The sequence below is a fragment of the Micromonospora sp. NPDC004551 genome, from assembly GCF_040609975.1.
In the GTDB taxonomy this organism is placed as follows: Bacteria; Actinomycetota; Actinomycetes; order Mycobacteriales; family Micromonosporaceae; genus Micromonospora.
The window spans coordinates 167721-189937 of sequence record NZ_JBEXLM010000013.1 but is presented as its reverse complement, the minus strand read 5'-3'; the positions used below and the strand labels follow the sequence as shown (position 1 = coordinate 189937).

Below are 22217 nucleotides of genomic sequence, written 5' to 3'. Positions count from 1 at the left end.
ATCCAGGGCGGCAGGCTGACCCTGAAGGCCACGACAGCGGCCACCGCGGCGTAGCCGCCCGCCAGCAACGCGGTCGGAAGCACGGCCAACGGCTCGGGTCCGCACTCCGACGTGTCCTGCACGAACGGGGGCGCGCAGGCCTCGGACGGAGCCATGGACACGACAAGTTCAATGCCCGAGCAGCACATGATCGGCAGTAGCGGGATCGCCAACAGCACGAGTGCGACAGTCGCGCCGACGCTGGTGCGACCCTGCGGCGGCGCTCCGCGCTCGTGCCCGGCTGCTCCGCCCGTGCTCCTGCGGTCGATCACCGTCATCCCCCGTGATGCCTGAGCTATTTCTTGTCACGCTGGACCACTGGGATACAACCTCGACGCCTGCCGTCACAGTGCGGTCAACACGACATGGAAGTTGAGTAACGACAACCAGGGATCGACGCTGTCCAACGCCGATCAGCGGCAAACAGCATGCGCCTGGGACCATGACCAGCGAGCATGCTGACGTGGAATTGGCAACTGGGGCAGATGGTCCGCGTGCACGTTTCGAGGCGAAGCTGAGCGACCTTCGAGGCCGGCGGCTTACGGCAGTCGACTACTGGGATCTCCATAACCCCGGCCCTGAACCGACGCGATGGGACTACGGTGATTGGCATCGCGCTGTCATGGGCGTTCAGCTCACCACCGACCTCGGGCCCGCGACGGTGACCTGGACCGCTACCTTCGACCCCTACGGCGTCGAGGTCTTCCACGACCCGATCGAGGACCACCTCGTCCTGAGTGAAGGCGGCCCGGAGCGGGTCGGCCCGGACCCCGAATCCGCGAGTCCCTGGGCTCGGCACCTCGGGTCGCTGATTTGCGGTACCGCCTTCCGTTGGGAGCGGCTGGAACTGGGGCCGAGCCGGCGGGCCGATGGCAGCATCGTCGGGCCCGCGCACGCTGTGGACCTGCCGACGGCACTCCGTATTGACTTCCACGCCGGACCAGTGTGGTTTGTCGCTGCCACCCCGCAGCCACCGGAGATGCAGCGCGTCTTCATCCCCGGCGACGACATCATGGTTGTCTTCTCCCACGAGAAGATGCGCGATATGGGCTTCGACGACCGGGCGTTCCTCCGATAGTTCAGCGCGGATGGTCATCAGCATGATCGAACGCACCGTCATCGGCAGATCCGTTCGTTGTGGTCGCTACGTTCCAGAGGCCATGTACGCGGCGAGGATGTAGTTGAGGCGCCGGTCGAGGTTCTTGCGGGCGCGGTCGTAGCGCATGGTCGTGCGCGGATCGGCGTGACGGGCGGCGATCTGCACGTCGCGCAGGCTCACGCCAGCGTCGAGCATGGTGGTGACGAAGGTGTGGCGCAGCATGTGCGGGTGAATCCTTGGCATCCGTATCCCTGCAATGGCCGCCAGGTGCTTGGGCCGGCGGGTTGCCGCGTGTCGGTCCATCCGCACCCCGAGGGGAAGCGGCGCCGTCCGACGCGAGGGTCCGCGCAAGGTGCGGGACAACGCGCTGATGGATGATCACCGGCGCTGCCGTCTTTCCGTCGACGACGGCGAGTTGGAGCTTGCCGGGCCGCCGGCTGCCCTCCGTGCCCTCGGCCGGCTGCTACGCCAACATCCTGAGGCCTTCCCTGTGCCGATCACCGGCGGGGTTGTCAGTCAAGAGGCGACCACCGGCCCGCTGCTCGTCCGTATGCAAGACGGGACCACGCTGCACTTCTCCGGTGGTCGCGAGTATCTCGACATCATTTGGGATGCGCTCGACGGCGTGGCTCAGCAAGCCGAGACGGCCGATGACCGGGCAGTCAACCGGCATCAGCACCTCGAGTACCTTCCTGGCGACCACTACCGGTCGCCGGACTCAGTCCCATTGGTCATCGTGGCCGACTGGCCAGACACGCCGTAGCAGGTAACGCACTGATCTCGGCATTTCCGGACGGCAACCGAGCCAGTTCGGCGTGACATGAACGCCGCTCAGTTGGGCGATGAGTCGTCCGGCGCTTTGAGGACCAATACCGTCATGTCCAACAGTCGCTGGTAGTACGCGGACTCATCGTCGTCCAACTCCGGGATGACACGGCGGAGTTCCTGTTCGCATGCCGCAAGGATGTCCCACCGCCCGTCATCGATGTTTCCGCCTCGATGCAGCCAGGTGCTGACGCAGCCGGCCACATTGGAATCGAGCAGCACCATGCTGACGCCGACCACGTCAACACTTCTCAGTCGGCCAGGAAACGGGGCCTGCGTGTGCGCCTCCCAGAGCTCGGCGACTGCCGCCAGTCGGTCTGTCATGCGAACCGGCACTCCGATCTCGACCAGGTACTGACTGTAGACGCACTCTTCTCGGCTACCGGAAGCTGAAGCACAAGGCGGACCGGTCACTGTCGGTGACGCGTCATCAGCGGCGAGATGAGTACGGCGAAGCGATTTCGTCGGCCGGCTCCGGGGGCGGCACTTCGCTGGCCGCCCCCGTGCCTGGTCGAATCCTGGCCGATACCGCAGCAGCGACGTCCCCCCGGTGCCGGCCACGCCTCGGCTCAAGCCTCAGCCGACGAGTGACGATCTCATCCCTGCAAGACGCGCCGCGGCTTGAACCGGCGAACCTCCTGCGGCCAGCCGCATGCCTCCGCGATCTTGCCGGCCCACATCCGGGCGGTCGCCTCATCCGGCACGTCCACGATGGTCAGGCCACCCAGGAACTCCTTGCTCTCGACATAGGGCCCGTCGGTGAAGACCACCGCCCCGCCCGTGGCGTCTGCGTTGAAGACCGGGCCGTCCTCTTCCTCCAGGCCCCCGGCGAAGACGAATGCCCCGGCGGCCTTGATCTCATCAACAACCGCCCTGGCGAGTGGACCGCGCCCGCGGAACCACCCCTCGGTGTGCTCACCCACCCACTGCTGATTGAAGTAGATGAGGTACTCAGGCATGTCCGCCCCCTCCGATCGTCCCCGGACCCGACGTCCGTGTCTGCATACGCTACGAACGGCACCCGGCAGATCCGACACCCTCCAGCTTGATCTCCGTCAACCGGTCAACCGTCGCACTCACATCGGCATGTGAGTGCACGGGGCGCGTCGAGGTGTGCGCCAGTCGGGCCACGGAGGCTACCGCGTCCAGAAGCGCGTCAGGGTCTGCTTCTGTGGTGATGGCCGCCGGGTCACCGGGCGTCGCTCGGACCGCGTACCGTCTGCCCCGTGAAGCGCAGGACGGCGCGTTCCTCGCTGGCGGCGCTGACGGCGGTCGTGGTCGGCGTCGGGCTGGCGGGATGCGCAACAGGATCGCCCGGCCCGGCACCGGTCTGGCACGGCGGCACGGCGGGTCCGACCTCGTCCGCCAGCGACGCCGCGACGCCGGAGCCGAACTCTGCGGTCGAGGTGCGGCTGGCCTTCGCCGGTGACGTCCACTTCACCGGCCGTACCCTGCGCCTGCTCGACGAACCGGAGACGGCGTTCGGACCGATCGCGTCAACGCTGCGCGACGCCGACGTCACGCTGGTCAACCTGGAGACGGCGGTGACCGACCGGGGCACCCCGGAGCCGAAGAAATACCACTTCCGGGCCCCGAAGACCGCCTTCGCGGCCCTGCGCGCGGCAGGCGTCGACGCGGTGTCGATCGCCAACAACCACATCCTCGACTACGGCCAGCAGGGGCTCTCCGACACCCTCGACGCCGCGGCGGAAGCCCGGTACCCGGTGTTCGGTGCGGGCCGCGACGCCGAGGCGGCGTACGCGCCCTGGTTCACGACGGTACGAGGGCTGCGGATCGCGGTGCTCGGCATGTCCCAGGTACACGACCTGGCCGGGTCGTGGCGGGCGACCGACACCCGACCGGGGGTGGCCATGGCGTTCGATCCCGCCCGGGCCACCGCCGCGGTGCGCTCGGCGCGGGCGCAGGCTGACCTGGTCATCGTCTTCATGCACTGGGGCATCGAGGGCAATTCGTGCCCGACCGGGGAGATGAAGACGTTCGCCGGCAGGCTGTCCGGGGCCGGCGCCGACATCGTGGTCGGTGCGCACGCGCACACGCTGCTGGCCGACGGCTGGCTGGGCCGGACCTACGTGCACTACGGGCTGGGCAACTTCCTCTGGTACAGCACGTCGCACAGTACGGACTCCGGCGTGCTGCAGCTGGTCGTACGCGGCCGGACAGTGGTGGACAGCAAGTTCGTCCCGGCGACCGTCTCCGGCAACGGCCAGCCGGTACCGGCTACCGGGGCCGGCCGGCAGCGCATCCTCGACAAGCTCGCCACCGCACAGCGGTGTACCGGTCTGGCGGCCAAGCGCCCCGAATAGCCCGGCGGACGTGGCCCGCGATGTGGCTGGCCGCTACTGCCGGGCGTCAACCGGGTGGGCTGCCGGCGGGGGGAGGTCGTCGGGCGCCGGTTGCGGCGTCGGGCGGGCCCGCGCGCGCACCAGGTGGTGCAGCACCACCAGTGGAACCACGCCGACCGGGTACCAGGCCAGATCGACCGGGTCGAACTGCACACCCAGCGCCAGCCTCGCCGCCAGGCTCCGCGCCGACAGCTCGGCCGGCACCCCGGTCAGCTGCGCGCACTCCACCAACCAGCAGAACAAGGTGGCGACCGCCCCGGCCGGGGCCGGCGCCATCCGTGGCCGCAGGAACAGCACCGCGGCCCAGACCATCGACGCGTACAGCGCGGTGCCGGAGTACTGCCGCAGCGCCCCGTCGTCGACGACGCGGATCAGCAGCGCGAGGCCCAGGAACAGCAGCGCGGCCACCGGCATGAGCAGCCGCACAGTACGTGCCGTTGTCAGCATTCGCGCGAAGGGAGCCACCGCCCCACGGTACGGGTACGGGTCCGGACCGATGCCGGTGCGACGGCTACCGCGGCACCAGTCCGGCGGCCAGGTCCGCGGCGGACACCGGTGTCCATGGCGTCCCGGCAGGCCCGTCGAGTAGAAGGGCGACGGAGCCGTCGGCCACCTCGCCGTCGAGGAGCACCGTCAGTCGGTCCTGGTCCACCGTCGCGACGAACGCCTTCCCGCCCTGGGGCCGCGGCGACGTGCCGTCCCGGGTGTCCCGGGTCGCCGCCGCACGGACCGCGGCCACGGTTTCGGCGCCGCGGCCGACCGGCACCTGCGTGGTGGTGCCGTCCGCGTGCGCGACGACGAGCAGGTCGGCCCGCGCCGAGGCGTGCCAGGCGGCAAGGTCCAGCAGGGTCGGGCGGATGCCGGCGCGGAAGTGTTCCCACAGGTCGGCGGCGAGCCCGCCGAGCCGCGCGCGGTACCCGCCGACGTTGTGACCGTACCCGGCGGTCGACAGGCTCGCGTCGATCCACATCACCTCGCCGGTGCGCACGTTGAGCACCAGCGGCGCGAGTGCGCGGGCGTCGCCGCGCAGGTGGAACCGCTGCACGACCCGGGCCGGGTCGAACTGCCGGCCACCCCGCTCCGGAAGGGAGAAGCCGGCGATCGCGGCATCGAGCGCCTCGAACGGTACGTCGTTGTAGCTGAACACCACGGGCACGGCCCACTCCACCCGCGATGACAGCAGCGCGGCCCGGTTGAGGTCGAGGAACTCGGTGGCGCCCAGCGGCGGCGGTGCCGACGTCAGGTCACCGGAGTGGATCGCGGCGCTCCCCTTGAACCGCAGCCGGGTGTAGTCGCAGTGGCCCCGCGGCATCCACTCCCCGTCGTAGAAGGCGCAGGACAGGTCCAAATCGACGCGGAACTTCTCGCCGTCGGTCCAGTGCAGGAAGAGTCGCAGCACGTCCAGGTCGGGCAGGCGGCGGACGCTGCCCCGCGGCCAACCAGCCAGCTGGGCGGAGCCCGCGCGTTCACGTCGCGGGGCGGGCACCCGGCCCAGCGCGGCGTCCAGCACGGCCACATCGAACCGGTCCAACCCGCCGGCCCGGTCGACCAGCTCGGCGTCGACGCTCGCCCGGATCTCGGCGATCGCGTCGGCGGGCAGCGGGCGGCGGCGCTCCGGTGCGCTCCACGCCCGCACCACGTCACCCCTGGGGAAGAACGTGCGCCGCGGCGTACCCGGCTCCGCGCCGCGAACCTGCGCGGCCCTGGCCGGTCGCAGTGTCCGCAGCCCCAGCGCGCGCCCCAGCGCGGCCCCGACCGTGCCGATGTGTCCGACTCCGACCGCCTGCGCGGCCTCCGAGATCGACGCGTCGGCGGCCATCTCCACCGCCTCTACGACCGCGACCGTGGCGTCGCGGCCGGTCAGCGCGGCGGCCGCGTCGGCGAGGACGGTCGGCGAGACCCGGGGCGCGACCTGCCGCGCGGCGTCCAGCACGACGCGCTGCGCGTCCGGGTCGTCGCCGGCCAGGCGCAGCAGATGGTCGAGGCGCCGCCACAGGTCGCCGGGCCGCTGGACGAGCAGGGCGGCGACGTCGGCCGCGTCTCCCTCGGCCGCCGCCCGCTCGACCAGAGCGGCGAAGGTGCGCACCCGCACCGACACCGTGCCGTCGGCGTGCCAGGACAGGATCAGCCGCTCGGGCTCGCGCCCAGCGGCGGTGACCATCGCGGTGCCGAGCGCGCCGCCGGTCGGAGTGCGGGTGCCGCGCAGCGCGGCGAACGCGACGGCCACGTCCGGGTACGCGGTGATGCGCTCGTAGGGGTGCAGCCGCTCGGCGAGCCGCTTCCAGACGGTGGGGTGGCGTGCCATGTCCTCGGCCGCCGTGACCGGGCCGAGGGAGCCGATGAAGGTGAGCACCGTGCGGCGCAGCGGTCGGGGCAGCGCCCGTACCCGCGGCGTGCCGACGGTCACCGCCGGCTCGTCGACCGGCCGGTACATCTCCGACGCCGGGTTGTCGCGGCGTCGCCGCGGCAGGACGAGGCCGGGATCCCCGCCCGAGTACGCCCACAGCGTGCGGGCCACGTCGGTGGCCGTGCCCCAGCGGGCGGCGGCCTCGGCGAGGACCCGCTCCTGGGCGGCGGTGAGTGCCGTGCGGTGCAGCGCCTCCGCGATCACCACAGCCAGGGTCTCCCGGGCGGGCACCACAGCCGGCAGCCAGTCGAGGCGGTCCGGCGCGGTCGCGGCGACGAGCGTCCGCAGGTCGGCCAGATCGGCCTCGCCGAGCGCCGTGGGCCGCCCCACCAGGTCGTCCCGCAGCCGGACGGCGGTACCGGCGGGGGAGTGGTCCAGGGTGAGCCGGCGCAGCCGCACCGGCGGCGCCGTGGACGACGCCGGCGGCGCCGCCTCGGCCGTGAGCGGCAGGTAGGAGTTGCCGGCGGTCAGCCGCCGCCCGCAGATCGGGCAGGCGGTGTACGCGTCGGCGTCGAAGCAGTCCGCGCAGACGAGGTGCCCGCAGGGGTCCAGCGGGTGGACCCGGCCCTCGGCCCCGCACAGGATGCACGGCGCCGCGTCGGTCTGCAGCAGATGCACGATGAGGCGCTCGACGTAGAGCCGGTCCGGGTCGGCCGGGGTGTCCGGGAAGCGGCGGAACAGCGGCACGTGTTCCCGGTCGGCACCGATCAGTTCGGCGGTGACGGCGCAGACGAAGTCGGCCCAGCGCATCCGGGTCACCGGGTCCAGCAGGGCGAACCGCCGCCGGATCGCCGCGTCGAGCAGCCAGCCCGTGGCGGCCAGGTCGGCCTCGAGGTTGGCCACCCAGGCATCGCCGTTGGCGGGCGGCGCGGCGGCCGGCGCCGGCAGCGCCACCGAGCCGGCCCGGCGCAGCAGGATCGTCGCGAGCGCGTCCATCAGCGGCGTCCTCCTCCGGCCGGGTGTGCCGGCGGTCGGCGCCGCTGCGGCAGACAGATGCCGGGGCGGAGAGTCGGCACGCTGCATTCAGTCGAAGAAAGGAGAAGGAAGCGCACCTGGGAGCCGCCCCGGCCCGCCGATGTTACGGGCGACGCCTCAGCTACCGCGACCCGTTTGACGCCGAGACCGCCGCTCGGTCACTTGGCGTTGAACTGTCGCCGGCCTATTGGCTCGTCCGGCGAAGCTGGCCAACCCGGGCGCTGAGCTGCGCAAACACTAAGCGTTGATGGTCCTCGTCGGGTACTCTTGGTCCGCCTTTAACGGCGTGACAACGGACTGGGCCTCGTCCTCGTCGACTCCAGGCTCTCTCGCCCGTTCCGACCCTCGCTTCTAAGGCGCGTTCGGCAAGGGTGGCAATGTCCCCTGACGTTACGGGGTCCGACGTCGGGGCGGCATCCGTCGCCTCTCGTCCCACCTTGGCCGCTACCGTTGATGTCAATGATTGATGTCAGCCGCTGCCCGGGTTCCTATCGCCTCAACCCTTGGTGCTGCGAGGGTTGCAGCAGGAATCGAACACGGCCGCGATCCACTTCGCGGACCTTGTGGTCGCGCCACCCCTCGACCTAAGCCGCGGCGGGTTCGGGACCCTGCCAAGACAGGGCCGCGCCTCCACCCTCGTCGCATGAGCTCTCAAGCCGTGAGCGCGGTGGTCGCCGTCGCAGCGTTCGTGCTAGGGGTCATCAACCTGTGGTACTCGGGCCTCCGACCCTGTTGGCGAAACCGGATCGCGCAGCCAGAGGCGAAGCTTGAGCTCCTTGCTTACGAGACGCGGCATGGCTGGGACCAGGACGAGCGCGTGGTGGTCCTCAATCACGGCCCCGGAAACAGGCCGCGCCGCCGTTGACACATCTTGTCCCCTACATCAGGCACCGACCGGGCACGCGGCAGACAGTGGCCCGGTGTCCGCGAGGGTCGCAGCCAGGTGCGTTGTACGTAGGGTGCGGAAGTGACAAGAAGCGAGCAGCTCTCGGAGCAGTTGGACTGGTACTGGCGCAAGAACCTACGGCCACGACTGGAGGGTCTTACCGACGAGGAGTACTTCTGGGAGCCCGTGAGCGGCTGCTGGAGTATCCGCCCACGGGGCACGTCGGCCGCACCGATGTCGGAAGGTTCGGGGGAATGGACGATGGACTACGTGTTCCCTAGCCCGGTGCCGGCGCCAGTGACCACGATTGCCTGGCGGCTGGCGCACATCATCGTCTCGTGTCTGGGCTATCGGGTCGGATGGTACTTCGGCGGCCAGGACGTCGACTCCGAGACATTCGCCTACGCAGGAACCGCTGACGAGGCGCTCAAACAACTCGATGAGATGTATGGGAAATGGAACGCGGGGGTTCGCGACCTCTCGGACGCTGACCTGGAGAATCCGCCCACGGTGGGTCCCGAGCGGTTTCCCATGGAGAACAGAATCCTGCACGTCAACAGGGAGCTGATCCATCACGGCGCCGAGATTTCCCTGCTGCGCGACCTCTACCGCTGGCAGGACGGAGCCGTACCGCGCCGAATCTGACTTCCCGGCTACCGGCGATCGAGCTTCGGAAAGCTACGTGGCCTCCGTGCCGCTCCGTGGCTGCGAGCTTCCAGTGAAGCTGAGCTGTCAAGCAACCGTCCGATCCCGTCGCTGCCTCCGGCTGAATCACGCACGCGAGGGTGCGGCCGGCCCGGCCGACGCCGGCGGGAGGTTGTCACCAGGCCGGGGCGAGCCGGCCCGGCCCCGCACGTCAGTGGGCCTTGACGCACAGCCGGACGCTGCCGGAACAGACGGAGTCGGCTCTCGTGTCACGGATCGCGTCCCCACTGCCGCAGCCTGAGTCGCAGACCACCGCCGTCGAGGTCGACCGAGTCGTCAATGCCTGCGGCGGCATCAGCATCGCCGGCCGTCAGATCAGCATCGGCCTGCCGCTTGCCGGTCAACGGGTCCGGATCCGCGTCGACGGCATACTCCTGCACGTCATCGACGAAGCCGGGCAGCTGCGTCGCACCCTGCGCTGCCCACTACCGCCCACCGCGCTCGGCCGCATCCGTGACGCCCGCCCAGCGTCCGCGGTCCCGCCGCCAGCAGCCATTCCAGAGGTGGAACGGGTCGTGTCCATCACCGGCAGCATCCAGGTCGCGGGGCAACGCATCCAGGTCGGCAAGGTCCACGCCCGCAAGCTGGTATCCGTCGCCCTCGACGAGCACACCGTCACCGTCTACGACGCCGACACCCCGATCGCGGCCGTCGCCCGCCGCAGCACCACCGACCTCAACCGCACGAAGGCCAAACACCAGATCACTGCGCGCTTTCAACCGTGAGGCCACCGAGGGGTGTTGCGGTCCTCCAACGAACCTGATGGTCGGGCTCGTCGCGGCACTCCAGAACGCCAGCCTGCACCAGGGCATGCAGCATGTCCCATAGCGCCTGACCGAGCCGATTGTCCGACCAGAACACCCACTTGACCTGCATGAACGTTCGATCCGTGAACAGACCCAGGGACCGGCCCAACTCGTACTGGGCGCCATCCACGTCCGTCCACTCAGCGAGATCGTCCGCTAGGGCCATGACACAGATGCTCGCATGCAACAGACCTGTGCCGGCCAACCCCTACGATCACCTTCAACACCAGATCACGACCAGTATTCGATCATGACCCGGCGTCAAACATCCTTCGACGCCGTTTCGTCAACCATCATGCGAGACCAGGCATCGCCGGCAGCTAGCTGTGCGATCTCGGGACCTGCGTGACAGATCGGTATCAGGACCTGGGTGACACTCCGCTGAGGGCTGGCGCAGCGACGGTGCGATTCGATGATCGCGGTGAGAACGTGGCGCAAGGCTGGCTCACCGGCCCGGCTCACGCTCCGGGCAGTCGGCGTGCATCCAGGTGGCGGTCAGGTCCTGGCTCGTCAGGACCAGCGTTCCGGAAAGGCAAACGATCTCATGTCGGCACCCGTGTTCATGCGGCAGCAGCTCGTCCAGCATCACGTCCTGGAGCTGGGCCACGTCCATCCCCTTGTCAGCCGGCTCAATCGCCAGGCTCCGCACGCCGCTGTAGCGGATAGTCAGGTCTTCCTCGTGCTTCCAGCAGTTGTGCCGCAGGTTCAACTCGACCCAGCGGCTCCCGCCCGTCTCAGCGGACGTCAGCCGGGCGGGCTTGAGGTCCTTGACGCACCGCTGCCCGAAGAAGTCGTAGTGACCGGGGTCCGTGGCGAACCGGCGGGCCCCCTCGGGCAACGAGTCAGCAAACGACGGCAACTGCCGCAGGTACGCATCGGGGTCCAGAACCGTGCCGTCCCCGGTCCGCTCCACCCTGACATACCTCACCCTCACGCATCCTTCCACTCCGCCAGCCGCCAAGTAGAGGACATCCTTGCACCGGTCTTGTACGACTTCCCTGACGTGGCGTCCGCCTGCGCAATGATCGACCGGATGATGAAGACCGCAGCCGGCACCTGGCGTGGCTTCATGGAGGCCGTTCGGCAGGAGGCCGACCACCGGCAGACTCAAGAGCTGCTTGCGCCGCGCTCGGTCAGCCGGTGAAGGACTCGGGGCCGAAGCGGCCCCAGGCCAGGAAGGCGGCCAGGGCGAGGTAGATCAGGTCGGGCACGATCGTCAGCGTCTCGCCACGGCGCAGACGCATAGCCGCCGCACCGACGAACAGCAACGCCACACAGACAGCGGTCACCGGCACCAGGACCGGCGCGATGTCGAGTACGGCGGGCATGATCAGGCCCACCGCGGCCAGGATTTCGAGGGTTCCGATGGTCCGGAGGGCGCCAGGGCTGAAGTCCAGGACCCATTCCCCGGCGTGGCCCACGGCGGCGATCTTCTCCCTAGGTACGAAAATCTTGGCGGTGCTGACCAGGAGGACGGCGGACAGCAGTCCGGCGACGATCCACAGTGCGAGGTTCATGGGATGCTCCTTGCGAGTTGGTCGGCGATTCAGGTCTGGTCGGGTGTCCGGGCTCGTTCGCCCCCGGTGGTCGATTCGCTCACGGGGCCGCTACCAGGGGATCGGGCCGTCCTCGCTGAAGAACCCGCCGGTCGGTCCGTCCGCGCCGAGCGTGGCCAGACGCACCACGACCGCGGCGCCCTGGGCGGCGGTGCGGTGCCCGGTGTGCTGGTTGATGTCCGTGGCGCAGAAGCCAGGCGCGGCGGCGTTGACGAGGATGCCGTCCTTGCGCAGCTCGTTGGCGTACTGCAGGGTCAGCGCGTTCAGCGCGGTCTTGGACGGCGTGTATCCGGCCACCGGGGGCAGTCCCGCGAACGGACCGTCCGGGTCGCTGGTGATGGTCAGCGAGGCGGCGTCGCTGCTCAGGTTGACGATGCGCGGCGCCGGTGACCGCCGCAGCAGCGGGAGCATGGCGTTGGTCACCGTGATGACCCCGAAGACGTTGGTCTCGAACACCGCCCGGACGATGTTCAGGTCGGCGACGCTCGGGATCTGCCCGCGGACGTCCAAGGGAGCGACGTTGCCGGCGCCGGAGATGCCGGCGTTGTTGACCAGCGCATCGAGGTGGCCGAAACGCTCCTCGACCTGCCTCGCGGCCGCCAGGACGGTGGCCGGGTCGGTGACGTCCAGGGCGATCGCGTGCGCCTCGCCGCCCGCCGCGCGTACCGCCGCGGCGGCCTCGTCGCCGTGCCGCGCGTTCCTGGCGCCGATCAGGACCGTCATGCCCAGGGCGGCGAGCTGCTCGGCGGTCGCGCGGCCGATTCCCTTGTTCGCCCCCGTGATCAGCGCGACCTGCCGGTGGGTGGTCTGCTCGTTCACAATCAAGCTCCTGCTCGTGGAGTTGCGGGCCGCGCGGACGGGCGCGCGGCGTGCCTACGGGCATGGAGATGCCGGTGATCCGGTCCGTGTGACAGCCGGGTCGCGTGATGCGAGCCACAGATCGCGTGGCAGACGCTGGTGGAGACCTGTGTCTCGTGGACGGCCCGCTGCGCGAGGCGGGCTTCACCGTCGACACCCGCCGCCGGATCGCGCGGAACGGGCCCGGCGAGGTGTCCCTGCCGTACACGTACCTGGGCGCCGACGACCGCGCGGGACTCAACTACACCGGCCAGCCGGCGGTCAGCTCCTCCTACAGCCATCGGTAGGACGCGGGACCTCGCCGTCGATGTCCGCGCCCAACAGGTCCCGTTGATCAGGGGGCTTGTACGCTCGCTCGATGGAACATGATGATCTCCCGACCCTCGAACTCGCCTTTCCGGGTCCGGAACGTGACCGGGGTGTGGCGGCGATCCTGAGCGGTGAGAAGACCGCGCTCACGGGCCTTGTGGAGATCTACGAGCACGCCGGAGAGGCGGTGCCGGTAACCGGTCAGCGTTTCGCGGTGCTTGATTCCGAAGGCCGCCCGGCCGTCACGATCGAACTCGTCGACGTCCGCGTCGTCGCCATGAAGGAGATCGACGACGACTTCGCACGGGCCGAGGGACGCGGTTACGCCGACGTCGCGCAGTGGCGGGCAGCCCACGAGGAGTTCTTCCAGAGCGAGGGTGTGAGCGAGTTCCTGGGCCGCACCCCGGTCATCGATGATGACACTCTCGTGGTCGCCGAACGCTTCCGAGTGGTCGCGCCCGACGACCCGATTCGACCCTGACCTGCATCACGCGGGGAGGGTCCGGCTAGGCCCGGATAAGGCCGTCCGCCTCGACGTCGCACGAGGATCTCGCGGCTGCCGAACGCCGGTCCTTCGACGACGCTGCCCTCTGAGTCACCTGCCGCCTGTTGCTGCGGGACTGAGCATTGAAGATTTAGGTGCTCACCCCGCAAAGCATTCGGGCTGTTCACGCTGGCCGATCCCGGATAGGGTCCCCGCCATCGTCTCAGGCAGGAGGTTTCCGGTGGTCAGGAAGCGTGCGCTTCGCATTGTCGTCGGTCTCGCCGCACTCTCACTCGCCGTCGCCGGCTGCGGCCGCTCGACCAGCGGCCAGACGCCGCAGGCCGGTGCCTCCGCCTCGGCCGCCGCCGACGCCAAGGCGGCAGACCTGGTCCCGGCAGCCCTCAAGGAGAAGGGCGTCCTGCGGGTCGCCACCGCCGAGGGCTACCCGCCGATGGAGATGTACAAGGAGGGGACCCAGGAACTGACCGGCGTTGACCCGGAGCTGGCGGCGGCGATCGCCGGGCGGCTCGGCCTGAAGCTGGAGATGACCAACGCCAGCTTCCCCGGCCTGATCCCGGGTCTGCAGGCCGACCGGTGGGACCTGGCGATGTCCTCGATGAGCGACACCGAGGAGCGCCGCAAGGCCGTCGACTTCGTCGACTACTTCCAGGCCGGCGGCGCCATCATGGTGGCCAAGGGCAACCCGGCCGGGGTGAAGGACCTGGCGGACCTGTGCGGCCGCGCGGTGGTGCTGGCCAAGGGCAGCTCCAACCTCGCCATCGGCGAGAAGCAGAACGCCTCGTGCGCCAAGAAGATGACGATCTCGCAGAGTGAGGACGCCCCGACCGGTCTGCTGCAGATCGACGCCGGTCGTGCGGTGGCCACCATCGTCGATTACCCGGTGGCCAAGATGCTGGCCCAGCAGGCGGGCAAGTACGAGGTGCTGGAGGCCCAGTACGAGGCGGGTCCGTGGGGCATCGCGATCGACAAGAAGGACAGCCAGCTGCGTGACGCCGTCCAGCGGGCCCTGCAGGAGCTGATCGAGTCGGGCGACTACACCAAGCTGTTGGAGAAGTGGGGCGTGCAGGGCAGCGGTGTGCAGGCCGCGACGGTCAACGACCAGAAGTGAGCACGCCGGTGAAGACGAGCGCCACGGGCCCGGCTTCGGCCGGGCCCGCCGGCCTGGAGGCGAACCGGATCAGCCACCCGCTGCGGCCGGGGCGCTGGCTGGCCGCCGGGGTGACCGCCCTGGTCCTGGCCTGGCTGGCCTGGACCATCGCGATCAACCCGAACCTGCACTGGGACATCGTCGTCAAGTACCAGTTCGACCGGGTCATCCTGGAAGGGCTCTGGGTCACCGTCCAGCTCACGGTCGCGTCCATGGCGATCGGTGTGGTGCTCGGCGTCGTCGTGGCGCTGATGCAGGTCTCCGACAGCCGGATCCTGCGCTCCGGCGCCATGGCCTACGTGTGGTTCTTCCGCGGCACGCCGCTGCTGGTGCAGCTGATCTTCTGGTTCAACATCGCGCTGATCTTCCCCGAGATCGGGCTTGGGGTGCCGTTCGGCGGCCCGAAGCTGATGACCTGGGAGACGAACACACTGGTCACCGGATTCGTCGCGGCGCTGCTCGGGCTCAGCATCAACGAGGGCGCCTACATGAGCGAGATCGTCCGGGCCGGCCTGCGCGCCGTTGACCCGGGGCAGCAGGAGGCCGCGGCGGCGTTGGGCATGTCCCGCGCGAAGATCATGACGCGGGTGGTGCTGCCCCAGGCGATGCGGATCATCGTCCCGCCGACCGGCAACCAATTCATCTCCATGCTGAAGACCACCTCGCTGGTCTCGGTGATCGCCGGCGCGGACCTGCTCACCGTCGCCCAGCGGCTCTACCTGACCAACTTCGAGGTGATCGCCCTGCTGATCGTCGCGTCCCTGTGGTACCTGGTCCTGACCACCGTCGCCAGCATCGGCCAGTACTACCTGGAACGCCGGTTCAGCCGCGGCTTCGGCGCCACCGCGCCAGGAAACCTGCGCGGGCGCATCGCCCGCAACCTGCGCTTCACCGGGAGCGCCCGATGACGCCACCGATGGTGCAGTGCCACGCCCTGCGTAAGAGCTTCGGCCGGCTGGAGGTGCTGCGCGGCATCGACCTGACCATCGAACGCGGCCGGGTGGTCTGCGTGGTCGGCCCGTCCGGCTCCGGCAAGTCCACCCTGCTGCGCTGCCTCAACCACCTGGAGGAGCCGCAGGCGGGCCGGGTCTACGTCGACGGCGATCTGATCGGCTACGAGGAGCGCGGCGGCCGGCTGCGGCCCTTGCCGGACGCGCGGCTGCGCCGGCAGCGCGAGTCGATCGGCATGGTCTTCCAGCGCTTCCACCTGTTCCCGCACCGCACCGCCCTGGAGAACGTCATGGAGGGCCTGGTCGCGGTGAAGGGCGTCCCGGCCGCCGCCGCGCGGCGGCGCGCCGCCGAACTGCTCGACCGGGTGGGACTGGCCGACCGCGCCCACCACTACCCGGCGCAGCTGTCCGGCGGCCAGCAGCAGCGGGTGGCCATCGCCCGCTCGCTGGCCATGTCGCCGAAGCTGATGCTCTTCGACGAGCCGACCTCGGCGCTGGACCCGGAACTGGTGGGGGAGGTGCTGGAGGTGATGAAGGACCTCGCGGCGAGCGGGATGACCATGATCGTGGTGACCCACGAGATGGGCTTCGCCCGGGAGGTCGGCGACCACCTCGTCTTCATGGACGAGGGTCTGATCGTCGAGCAGGGCCCGCCGCGGGAGGTGCTCGCCTCGGCGCAGCACGACCGTACCCGCGCCTTCCTGTCCAAGGTGCTCTGATGGACCAGCTGGACCTGCTGATCACCGGCGCCGACGTGGTCGACGGCACCAGCGCGCCGTCCCGCCCCGCCGACGTGGGCGTCCGCGACGGGCGGCTCGTGCTGCTGCCACCGGGCAGCCGCACCCCCGCCGCCGAGGTCATCGACGCGACCGGCCTGGCTGTCACGCCGGGCTTCATCGACGTGCACACCCACTCCGACCTCCTCGCTGGGGACGACGAGCAGCGGGAGGTGCTGCGACGGGCGCCGCTGCTCCAAGGTGTCACCACGGAGATCTGCGGCAACTGCGGCATCAGCCCCTTCCCGGTCCCGCCCCAGCGCACCGAACCGGTGCGGGAGCTGATCGCCGCGACGTTCGGGCCACCCGCGTCGGCGTACGGGTCGTTCGCCGAGTTCGCCGACGCCCAGGGCGTGGCCCGGCGTAACCACCTCGCCGCCCTCGTCGGCCACGGCACGCTGCGCGCCGCCGTGGTCGGCTTCGCCCAGCGGCGGGCCACCCCCGCCGAAATCCAGGCGATGTGCGAGCTGCTCGACGAGGCCCTCGCTGCGGGCGCGGCCGGCCTGTCGACCGGCCTGATCTACTCACCGGGCGTCAACGCCGGCACCGACGAGGTCATCGCCCTCGCGCGGGTCGCGGCCGCACACGGCAAGCCGTACGTGACCCACCTGCGCGACGAGATGTCCCAGGTCGAAGCCGCACTCGAAGAGGCCATCGAGATCGCCACCGCGGCCGGGTCGGCGCTGCAGGTCTCCCACCACAAGACCGCGGGCCGGCGAGCCTGGGGCGCCACCGTCCGCACCCTCGCCCGACTCGAACAAGCCCGCGCCGACGGGCTGGACGTCACTTGCGACGTCTACCCGTACACCGCTGGCAGCACCGCCCTGCACGCGATGCTGCCGCCGTGGCTGATCGCCGACGGGGTACCGGCGATGCTCATCGCCGCCGCCAACCCGGCGGTCCGCGACCGGATCCGCCACGACCTGGTCGCCGGTGTGCCCGGTTGGGAGAACACCGTCGGCAACGGCGGCTGGGACCTGATCCGCGTCGCCTCCGCGCCGAACAACCCCGACGCGCAGGGGCACACCATCGCCGACCTGGCCGCCGCGGCCGGCGTCGACCCCGTCGACTACGCCTGCGACCTCCTTGTCGCCGAACACGGCGACGTCACCATCCTCAGCCACTCCATGCACGAGGACGACGTCCGCCGGGTGCTAGCCAGCCCACTGACCATGCTCTGCTCCGACGGCGTACCGAAGGGAGGCCGCCCCCACCCGCGGTGGGCCGGCAGCTTCACCCGGGTCCTCGGCCACTACGTTCGCGACGTGGGACTACTGGACCTGGCGGGGGCCGTGCACAAGATGACCGCCATGCCCGCCCACCGCTTCGGCCTGCACGACCGCGGGCTGCTCGCCGACGGGTACACCGCCGACCTGGTGATCCTCGACCCGCAGCGGATCGCCGACGGCGCCACCTACGACGATCCCCTCGCGCCGCCACACGGCGTGCGGTACGTGCTCGTCGCCGGCCAGGTCGTCATGGACGGCGGCGCGGTCACCGACGCGCGGCCGGGCCGGGTGCTGGCCGTACCGGACCGGCAGCGCGCCGTGCCGGGGCAGCGATGAGCCCGGTGGTGCGGGTCGGGGCGATGGTGCGGCGCCTCGACGACGGCCGCACCCTCTCGGCCGACCCCGACCTGGTCTTGCCCCTGGCCAGCGTCGGCAAGGTGCTGCTCCTCGGCGAGGTGGCCCGGCGGCTCGCCGACCGGACCCTTGAGGCGGGCCAGCCGGTCGAGCTGCTGGACGAGGATCGGGAGGTCGGCGGCACGGGCCTGCTCGGCCGGCTGTCGCCCCGGTGGTGGACGGTCGCCGACCTGGCCACGGCGGTCGCCACGGTCAGCGACAACGCCGCCACCAACGCCCTGCTGCGGCTGGTCACCCTCGACGCCGTGCAGAACCTGGCCCGCGACGCCGGGCTGCGGAACACCAGCGTGCACGACCGGATCCGCGCCGAACGCGGCCCCGGCGTACCGGAAACCTTCGCCACCGGCACCGCCGGAGAACTCTGCGCCTTCCTCGCCGAGGTGGCGCAGGGGACCTGGCAGAACCCGCAGGCCTGCCGGCTGCTGCGCGGCTGGCTCGCCGGGAACACCGACCGCACGATGGTCGCCGACTCGATCGGCCACGACCCATGGTCGGACGACGGCGTGCGGGTGGAGAACAAGACCGGCACCGACACCGGGGTACGCGCCGACACCGGCATCGTGTCCGGCCGGCACACCGTCGTCTACGCCGTGATCGCCGCGTTCCCGGCGGGGGAGGAGCGGGCCGCCGTCGCCGAACTGCGCCGCTGGGGTACGGCAGTCGACCGGCTCGCCGGGCCCCACCGCTCCGACAACTCCTGACTGAGCGCCGCCGCCGCGTCGCGCAGCCGCTCGACGAAGGCGCCGACCACCGGGTTGGGGTTGCCGGAACGAAGCGCCACGCCGATCTCCCGGTACAGCTTGGCGTGGGCGAGCTGCCGCACCGCCACCCCGCCGGGGTTGCGCAGGCCGAGCGACGGCACCAGCGCCACCCCGACACCGGCGCGGACCAGGCCCAGCACGACCTCGTAGTGGTCACTGCGGCAGCGGATCCGCGGCGCGAAGCCCTCTGCTCGCGCCGCCAGCTCCAGCACCGACACCTCGCCCTGCACGCCGAGGGTGGTGATCCACGGTTCGGCGGCAAGGTCGGCGAGCCGGAGCCGCCGCCGGCGGGCGAGCGGATGATCCGGGGGAAGCACCACCAGCTGGGGGTCCACCATCAGCGGCTCGACCTTCGCGTACGGCGATTCCTGGGCCGGGCTCAGCGGATGGTCGAAGACCACCACCAGGTCCAGCTCACCCTGGTGCAGGCGGGGGAGCAGTTCGTGCGGCTGCCCCAGGATCAGCGCCAGCTCGACCTGCGGATGGTCCCGGGTGAAGCTCGACAGTGCGCGCGGTAGCAGTTCGGTGCCGGCGGTGGCGAAGAACCCGATCCGCAGCAGCCCTTGGCGGCCCTCGCCGTGTGCGGCCAGCTCGTCGCGGGCCGCTGACATCAGGTCGGAGATCTGCTGCGCGTAGTCCGCCAGGCGCTGGCCGGCGACGGTGAGCCGAAGGCTGCGCGGCCCCCGGTCCACCAGTGCCACCCCGGCCTCCTGCTCCAACGCGGCGAGCTGGTGGGAGACCGCGGACGGGCTCAACTGAAGCCGCTCCGCGGCGGCGACGATCGTGCCGTGGCGGGCGATCTCCAGGATGACCTGCAGGCGTGCGGTGGTGAACATCGGCCGGTTGCCTCCCTGCTCCGAGGCGGTGCGGTCAGCCGTCGACCGCCATCCGGCCCACACTCTCGCACGCCGGTAGTGCCGGCCGGCCAGCTGCCTGGCAGGGCAGCTGGCTGGCGCGCGGCGGTGGGGCCGTGGCGCGGCGGATCTGATCGCCGCCACCATCCCCGCCTCGAGGGGCGGTAAGCGTGGCCGTCACCTGGCGCTTCCCTCAAACTCCGCATAACGCCGATGCGCAGCGTAGCGGGATCGTAACTTAGAGCTGCTGTCTGGCCTTCCCAGGGTCGACCAGGCCGGGCCGAGGCGGCAGAACGGGGGAACCATGCGGAGACTTGCCATCGCGCTGGCGGCGGGCGGCATTGCGGCGATCGGCGTCGCAGCACCCGCCCAGGCCGACCCGGGCCTCAACTACGGGCATTGCGTCAGCGCGGGCCTGGTGGAGCCTTCCGATGGCACCACGGGGCCGGCCAAGATCAACCCGAAGGGCAAGATCACGGGCGCCTACAACGCCTCTCAGGCCAGCAACGGCAAGAGCCACTTCGACGGTTGGGCGCTCTGCCCGAAGGGCTGACTGGAACCGATCCCACGCACGAGGCACCGCTCTCACGGCCCGCGCATCACCCGCGCCGGCCCCGAGAGCGGTGCCTTCGGGCTGCCCACCGCCCTCGATCGCTACAGCGGGAGAGCATGCCCGTATTGGCGCAACCAGCGCCTGACTTACGACAGGAGCCTTGGCTACGCAGCGTAGGGCGGTTATGTTGCGGGCGCCGACGGAGGTGTCCGGTGGGGCGGGTACTTGTCGTGGAGGACGACGATCGAATAGCTCGGCTCGTGTCGCGAGCGCTGCGCGACGACGGGCACGTCGTCGAGCGGGCCGGCACCGGGCCCGACGGTCTGGACGCCGCCCTCGCCAACGACTTTGATCTCGTGGTGCTGGACCTGATGTTGCCGGGCATCAGCGGTGTCGAGATCCTCGACCGGCTCGTCGGCTCCCGCCCCGACCAACGTGTCTTCATCATCTCCGCGCTGCCGGAGATCGGCATCAGGGTCGCCTGCCTGGAGGCCGGGGCGGCGGACTTCCTCGTCAAGCCGTTCTCCGTGGCGGAGTTCGTGGCCCGGGTGCGCACGAGGATGCGCGGCCCCGCCCCAGGTCCGGCCAGGCGTTCCCTGTCCGTGGGGCCGATCCGTCTGGATCTTCGGCTGCACCGCGCCTCGGTGGACGGCCGGCCGATCGAGCTGTCGCTGCGGGAGTTCCTCCTGCTTCAGCACCTGATGGAGCGGGCCGGGCAGGCGTGCACCCGCGACGAGTTGCTGGCCGACGTGTGGGGACTCCTCTTCGACCCGGGCAGCAACGTGGTCGACGTTTACGTTCGCCGGCTGCGAGCGAAGCTGGACGCGCCCGAGCGCGTGGAGACAGTGCGCAATGTCGGGTACCGACTCCTCGCGGAATGACCGCCTCCTCCTCGCCGGCTGGGCCGCCACGGCAGTCGTCAACAGCTGCCTGATGTACGTCCTACCGGGAAAAGAGACGGTCCCCTTCCACCTCGTGTGGATCGGACTGTCCGTCGTCTACGGGCTGACCGCCTGGCGCCCGATTGTCACGGCCGCCGTGCTCGCCGCGGTCACGCTCACCACGGGCTACATCCTCGTCCACCATGCCGCCGCAGGCGCCATCGGGTGGGAGGAGATCACCGAGGTGCCGCTGATGGCCGCGGTGTTCGGGGTCATGGTCTGGCACGTGCGGCGGCGTCAGCAGATGGTGGCCGAGGTCGCCCGACTCGCCGACGCCGAGCGCCGCCGCGCCGAGTCCCAGAACCGCTTCGTCCGGCTCGCGTCACACGAGCTGCGGACCCCGATCACCATCGCCCGTGGGCACACCGAGCTGATGGGTGCCGCCACCGCCGACCCCGTGATCCGGGAGGACACCCGGATCGTGCTGGAGGAGCTGGACCGACTGGCCGGCATCACGCACCGGCTGGTGACCCTCATGCAGATGGACGGGCCGTACGTCCGCGAGATGCGAGACGTCGACCACCTACTGGCCGGCATCGTGCGGCGCTGGCGGCCCACCGCGGATCGCCGCTGGGACGTGCGCTCCACGGTGGGGACGGCATCAATCAATCAGGACCGTCTGGAGGTGGCCCTCGACTGCCTCCTCGACAACGCGGTCAAGTTCACCGACACCGGTGACCGCATCGAGGTCGAAGCAACCGGCACGCGAGACGGCTGGAGCATCGTGGTCGCCGACTCGGGCGCGGGAATGCACCCCGAGCAGATCGAGGCGCTGAGCCGCGCGGGCGAATCACCGGCCTCCCCAGGCACGTACTCCGGCACCGGGCTCGGCCTGGCGATCGTGCGAGCCGTCGTCGGCTCGTGGGGCGGCTCGCTGCGGGTGGACAGCGAACCCGGCGTGGGAACGCGGGTCTGCCTGATCTTCCCACGCCACGCCGCCCAACAGGCGCGCCCGGACGCGCCCGCGCCCCAGCCGCGCAGTTCCCGCCCCGGCGATTGATGCCGTCCGGTGCGACCGCGACTGCGGGGATCCGGGCCTGCGGCATGACAGTCAGATGACAGACCTGTCACGAAAGTCGCGGCCCGACGTCGCGGATCCATCATCGGGTGTGACGCATGACCCGTGCTCTGATCAGGGAATACGTGCCGAGCGTCGCGCCGGGAGGTGGAGCCGATGCGACCAGATCGGTCGAGGCCGACGATGACAAGCGCACTGCGGACAGCGTGCAAGACGTGGCGTCCACGGCGGCGATTCGGGC

At 70.6% G+C, this 22217-nt stretch carries 27 protein-coding genes; 16 read left to right on the top strand and 11 right to left on the bottom strand.

What is annotated here, in order from left to right:
- Positions 1–317, bottom strand: a 317-nt coding sequence (locus tag ABZW14_RS17920; RefSeq protein WP_355347261.1) for a hypothetical protein, incomplete at its 3' end; no start/stop codon positions are given.
- 164 nt (positions 318–481) lie between these two features.
- Here ABZW14_RS17920 and ABZW14_RS17915 point away from each other — a divergent pair.
- On the top strand, positions 482–1117 hold the full coding sequence (locus ABZW14_RS17915) for a hypothetical protein (protein ID WP_355347258.1): 636 nt from the start codon (positions 482–484) through the stop codon (positions 1115–1117).
- A gap of 66 nt (positions 1118–1183) precedes the next feature.
- On the opposite strand, the gene ABZW14_RS17910 is transcribed toward ABZW14_RS17915, so the two are convergent.
- The gene (locus tag ABZW14_RS17910) at positions 1184–1441 is read right to left on the bottom strand and encodes a site-specific integrase (protein WP_355347255.1); all 258 of its coding nucleotides are present in this window, start codon (positions 1439–1441) and stop codon (positions 1184–1186) included.
- A 49-nt stretch (positions 1442–1490) separates the two neighbouring features.
- Between ABZW14_RS17910 and ABZW14_RS17905 the strand changes: the two genes are divergently transcribed.
- Positions 1491–1901 carry a hypothetical protein gene (locus ABZW14_RS17905; protein WP_355347252.1) on the top strand — a complete coding sequence of 137 codons (411 nt, stop codon included), beginning with the start codon at positions 1491–1493 and terminating at the stop codon, positions 1899–1901.
- 68 nt (positions 1902–1969) lie between these two features.
- Here the strand turns inward: ABZW14_RS17905 and ABZW14_RS17900 are convergent, their stop codons facing one another.
- Entirely contained in the window at positions 1970–2287 is a 318-nt protein-coding gene (locus ABZW14_RS17900) for a hypothetical protein (RefSeq protein WP_355347249.1), read from the bottom strand.
- A 272-nt stretch (positions 2288–2559) separates the two neighbouring features.
- On the bottom strand, positions 2560–2922 hold the full coding sequence (locus ABZW14_RS17895) for a YciI family protein (RefSeq protein ID WP_355347246.1): 363 nt from the start codon (positions 2920–2922) through the stop codon (positions 2560–2562).
- A gap of 267 nt (positions 2923–3189) precedes the next feature.
- Between ABZW14_RS17895 and ABZW14_RS17890 the strand changes: the two genes are divergently transcribed.
- A complete protein-coding gene (locus ABZW14_RS17890) occupies positions 3190–4287 on the top strand; it encodes a CapA family protein (protein WP_355347243.1) in 1098 nt (365 codons plus the stop codon).
- A 33-nt stretch (positions 4288–4320) separates the two neighbouring features.
- Here the strand turns inward: ABZW14_RS17890 and ABZW14_RS17885 are convergent, their stop codons facing one another.
- A complete protein-coding gene (locus tag ABZW14_RS17885; protein ID WP_355347240.1) occupies positions 4321–4773 on the bottom strand; it encodes a DUF2809 domain-containing protein in 453 nt (150 codons plus the stop codon).
- 64 nt (positions 4774–4837) lie between these two features.
- Positions 4838–7669 carry an MXAN_6230/SCO0854 family RING domain-containing protein gene (locus ABZW14_RS17880; RefSeq protein ID WP_355347237.1) on the bottom strand — a complete coding sequence of 944 codons (2832 nt, stop codon included), beginning with the start codon at positions 7667–7669 and terminating at the stop codon, positions 4838–4840.
- 1006 nt (positions 7670–8675) lie between these two features.
- On the opposite strand from ABZW14_RS17880, the gene ABZW14_RS17875 reads away from it, so the two are divergent.
- Together ABZW14_RS17875 and ABZW14_RS17870 are read left to right on the top strand one after the other, a co-directional pair.
- Positions 8676–9239 carry a DinB family protein gene (locus tag ABZW14_RS17875; protein ID WP_355347234.1) on the top strand — a complete coding sequence of 188 codons (564 nt, stop codon included), beginning with the start codon at positions 8676–8678 and terminating at the stop codon, positions 9237–9239.
- A gap of 266 nt (positions 9240–9505) precedes the next feature.
- Positions 9506–10024: a hypothetical protein gene (locus ABZW14_RS17870; RefSeq protein WP_355347231.1), complete on the top strand. Its 519-nt coding sequence runs from the start codon at positions 9506–9508 to the stop codon at positions 10022–10024.
- On the opposite strand, the gene ABZW14_RS17865 is transcribed toward ABZW14_RS17870, so the two are convergent.
- Together ABZW14_RS17865 and ABZW14_RS17860 are read right to left on the bottom strand one after the other, a co-directional pair.
- Positions 10002–10271 carry a hypothetical protein gene (locus ABZW14_RS17865; RefSeq protein ID WP_355347229.1) on the bottom strand — a complete coding sequence of 90 codons (270 nt, stop codon included), beginning with the start codon at positions 10269–10271 and terminating at the stop codon, positions 10002–10004. The two genes, ABZW14_RS17870 and ABZW14_RS17865, sit on opposite strands and share 23 nt — an antisense overlap.
- Before the next feature lie 279 nt (positions 10272–10550).
- Entirely contained in the window at positions 10551–11018 is a 468-nt protein-coding gene (locus ABZW14_RS17860; protein ID WP_355347226.1) for a hypothetical protein, read from the bottom strand.
- Positions 11019–11090: 72 nt separating this feature from the next.
- Between ABZW14_RS17860 and ABZW14_RS17855 the strand changes: the two genes are divergently transcribed.
- Positions 11091–11249, top strand: a complete 159-nt coding sequence (locus tag ABZW14_RS17855; protein ID WP_355347223.1) for a hypothetical protein — start codon at positions 11091–11093, stop codon at positions 11247–11249.
- Here ABZW14_RS17855 and ABZW14_RS17850 read toward each other — a convergent pair.
- Both ABZW14_RS17850 and ABZW14_RS17845 read right to left on the bottom strand, forming a co-directional pair.
- Positions 11239–11622, bottom strand: a complete 384-nt coding sequence (locus ABZW14_RS17850; protein ID WP_355347220.1) for a DoxX family protein — start codon at positions 11620–11622, stop codon at positions 11239–11241. The two genes, ABZW14_RS17855 and ABZW14_RS17850, sit on opposite strands and share 11 nt — an antisense overlap.
- 90 nt (positions 11623–11712) lie before the next feature.
- On the bottom strand, positions 11713–12480 hold the full coding sequence (locus tag ABZW14_RS17845) for an SDR family NAD(P)-dependent oxidoreductase (RefSeq protein WP_355347217.1): 768 nt from the start codon (positions 12478–12480) through the stop codon (positions 11713–11715).
- A 155-nt stretch (positions 12481–12635) separates the two neighbouring features.
- On the opposite strand from ABZW14_RS17845, the gene ABZW14_RS17840 reads away from it, so the two are divergent.
- From ABZW14_RS17840 to ABZW14_RS17810, 7 genes are all read left to right on the top strand, one after another.
- Positions 12636–12806, top strand: a complete 171-nt coding sequence (locus ABZW14_RS17840) for a hypothetical protein (RefSeq protein ID WP_355347215.1) — start codon at positions 12636–12638, stop codon at positions 12804–12806.
- Between the two features lie 71 nt (positions 12807–12877).
- Positions 12878–13309, top strand: a complete 432-nt coding sequence (locus tag ABZW14_RS17835; RefSeq protein ID WP_355347212.1) for an ASCH domain-containing protein — start codon at positions 12878–12880, stop codon at positions 13307–13309.
- Between the two features lie 244 nt (positions 13310–13553).
- Positions 13554–14441 (top strand): ABC transporter substrate-binding protein, encoded by an 888-nt coding sequence (locus ABZW14_RS17830; protein ID WP_355347209.1) that lies wholly within the window; start codon positions 13554–13556, stop codon positions 14439–14441.
- Entirely contained in the window at positions 14438–15388 is a 951-nt protein-coding gene (locus ABZW14_RS17825; protein ID WP_355347206.1) for an amino acid ABC transporter permease, read from the top strand. Before ABZW14_RS17830 ends, ABZW14_RS17825 begins: the two co-directional genes overlap by 4 nt.
- Entirely contained in the window at positions 15385–16149 is a 765-nt protein-coding gene (locus ABZW14_RS17820; RefSeq protein WP_355347203.1) for an amino acid ABC transporter ATP-binding protein, read from the top strand. The genes ABZW14_RS17825 and ABZW14_RS17820 overlap by 4 nt, the downstream gene beginning before the upstream one ends.
- A complete protein-coding gene (locus ABZW14_RS17815) occupies positions 16149–17771 on the top strand; it encodes a D-aminoacylase (RefSeq protein ID WP_355347200.1) in 1623 nt (540 codons plus the stop codon). The genes ABZW14_RS17820 and ABZW14_RS17815 overlap by 1 nt, the downstream gene beginning before the upstream one ends.
- On the top strand, positions 17768–18550 hold the full coding sequence (locus ABZW14_RS17810; RefSeq protein ID WP_355347197.1) for a serine hydrolase: 783 nt from the start codon (positions 17768–17770) through the stop codon (positions 18548–18550). The genes ABZW14_RS17815 and ABZW14_RS17810 overlap by 4 nt, the downstream gene beginning before the upstream one ends.
- Here ABZW14_RS17810 and ABZW14_RS17805 read toward each other — a convergent pair.
- Positions 18433–19446: a LysR substrate-binding domain-containing protein gene (locus ABZW14_RS17805; protein WP_355347194.1), complete on the bottom strand. Its 1014-nt coding sequence runs from the start codon at positions 19444–19446 to the stop codon at positions 18433–18435. The two genes, ABZW14_RS17810 and ABZW14_RS17805, sit on opposite strands and share 118 nt — an antisense overlap.
- A 322-nt stretch (positions 19447–19768) precedes the next feature.
- Between ABZW14_RS17805 and ABZW14_RS17800 the strand changes: the two genes are divergently transcribed.
- The 3 genes from ABZW14_RS17800 (at position 19769) to ABZW14_RS17790 (ending at position 21958) form a co-directional block, all read left to right on the top strand.
- The gene (locus ABZW14_RS17800) at positions 19769–20017 is read left to right on the top strand and encodes a hypothetical protein (RefSeq protein ID WP_355347191.1); all 249 of its coding nucleotides are present in this window, start codon (positions 19769–19771) and stop codon (positions 20015–20017) included.
- 230 nt (positions 20018–20247) lie between these two features.
- The gene (locus ABZW14_RS17795) at positions 20248–20898 is read left to right on the top strand and encodes a response regulator transcription factor (protein ID WP_355347188.1); all 651 of its coding nucleotides are present in this window, start codon (positions 20248–20250) and stop codon (positions 20896–20898) included.
- A gap of 94 nt (positions 20899–20992) precedes the next feature.
- A complete protein-coding gene (locus ABZW14_RS17790; RefSeq protein ID WP_355347185.1) occupies positions 20993–21958 on the top strand; it encodes a HAMP domain-containing sensor histidine kinase in 966 nt (321 codons plus the stop codon).
- Positions 21959–22217 lie beyond the last annotated feature (259 nt).

What these genes read in the sequence shown, in the direction of transcription:
- ABZW14_RS17895 (WP_355347246.1), bottom strand. Translation starts at nt 2,922, where the DNA reads ATGCCTGAGTACCTCATCTACTTCAATCAGCAGTGGGTGGGTGAGCAC.
- ABZW14_RS17805 (WP_355347194.1), bottom strand. Translation starts at nt 19,446, where the DNA reads ATGTTCACCACCGCACGCCTGCAGGTCATCCTGGAGATCGCCCGCCAC.
- ABZW14_RS17850 (WP_355347220.1), bottom strand. Translation starts at nt 11,622, where the DNA reads ATGAACCTCGCACTGTGGATCGTCGCCGGACTGCTGTCCGCCGTCCTC.
- ABZW14_RS17810 (WP_355347197.1), top strand. Translation starts at nt 17,768, where the DNA reads ATGAGCCCGGTGGTGCGGGTCGGGGCGATGGTGCGGCGCCTCGACGAC.
- ABZW14_RS17800 (WP_355347191.1), top strand. Translation starts at nt 19,769, where the DNA reads ATGCGGAGACTTGCCATCGCGCTGGCGGCGGGCGGCATTGCGGCGATC.
- ABZW14_RS17865 (WP_355347229.1), bottom strand. Translation starts at nt 10,271, where the DNA reads ATGGCCCTAGCGGACGATCTCGCTGAGTGGACGGACGTGGATGGCGCC.
- ABZW14_RS17835 (WP_355347212.1), top strand. Translation starts at nt 12,878, where the DNA reads ATGGAACATGATGATCTCCCGACCCTCGAACTCGCCTTTCCGGGTCCG.
- ABZW14_RS17880 (WP_355347237.1), bottom strand. Translation starts at nt 7,669, where the DNA reads ATGGACGCGCTCGCGACGATCCTGCTGCGCCGGGCCGGCTCGGTGGCG.
- ABZW14_RS17915 (WP_355347258.1), top strand. Translation starts at nt 482, where the DNA reads ATGACCAGCGAGCATGCTGACGTGGAATTGGCAACTGGGGCAGATGGT.
- ABZW14_RS17885 (WP_355347240.1), bottom strand. Translation starts at nt 4,773, where the DNA reads ATGCTGACAACGGCACGTACTGTGCGGCTGCTCATGCCGGTGGCCGCG.
- ABZW14_RS17910 (WP_355347255.1), bottom strand. Translation starts at nt 1,441, where the DNA reads ATGGACCGACACGCGGCAACCCGCCGGCCCAAGCACCTGGCGGCCATT.
- ABZW14_RS17820 (WP_355347203.1), top strand. Translation starts at nt 15,385, where the DNA reads ATGACGCCACCGATGGTGCAGTGCCACGCCCTGCGTAAGAGCTTCGGC.
- ABZW14_RS17900 (WP_355347249.1), bottom strand. Translation starts at nt 2,287, where the DNA reads ATGACAGACCGACTGGCGGCAGTCGCCGAGCTCTGGGAGGCGCACACG.
- ABZW14_RS17815 (WP_355347200.1), top strand. Translation starts at nt 16,149, where the DNA reads ATGGACCAGCTGGACCTGCTGATCACCGGCGCCGACGTGGTCGACGGC.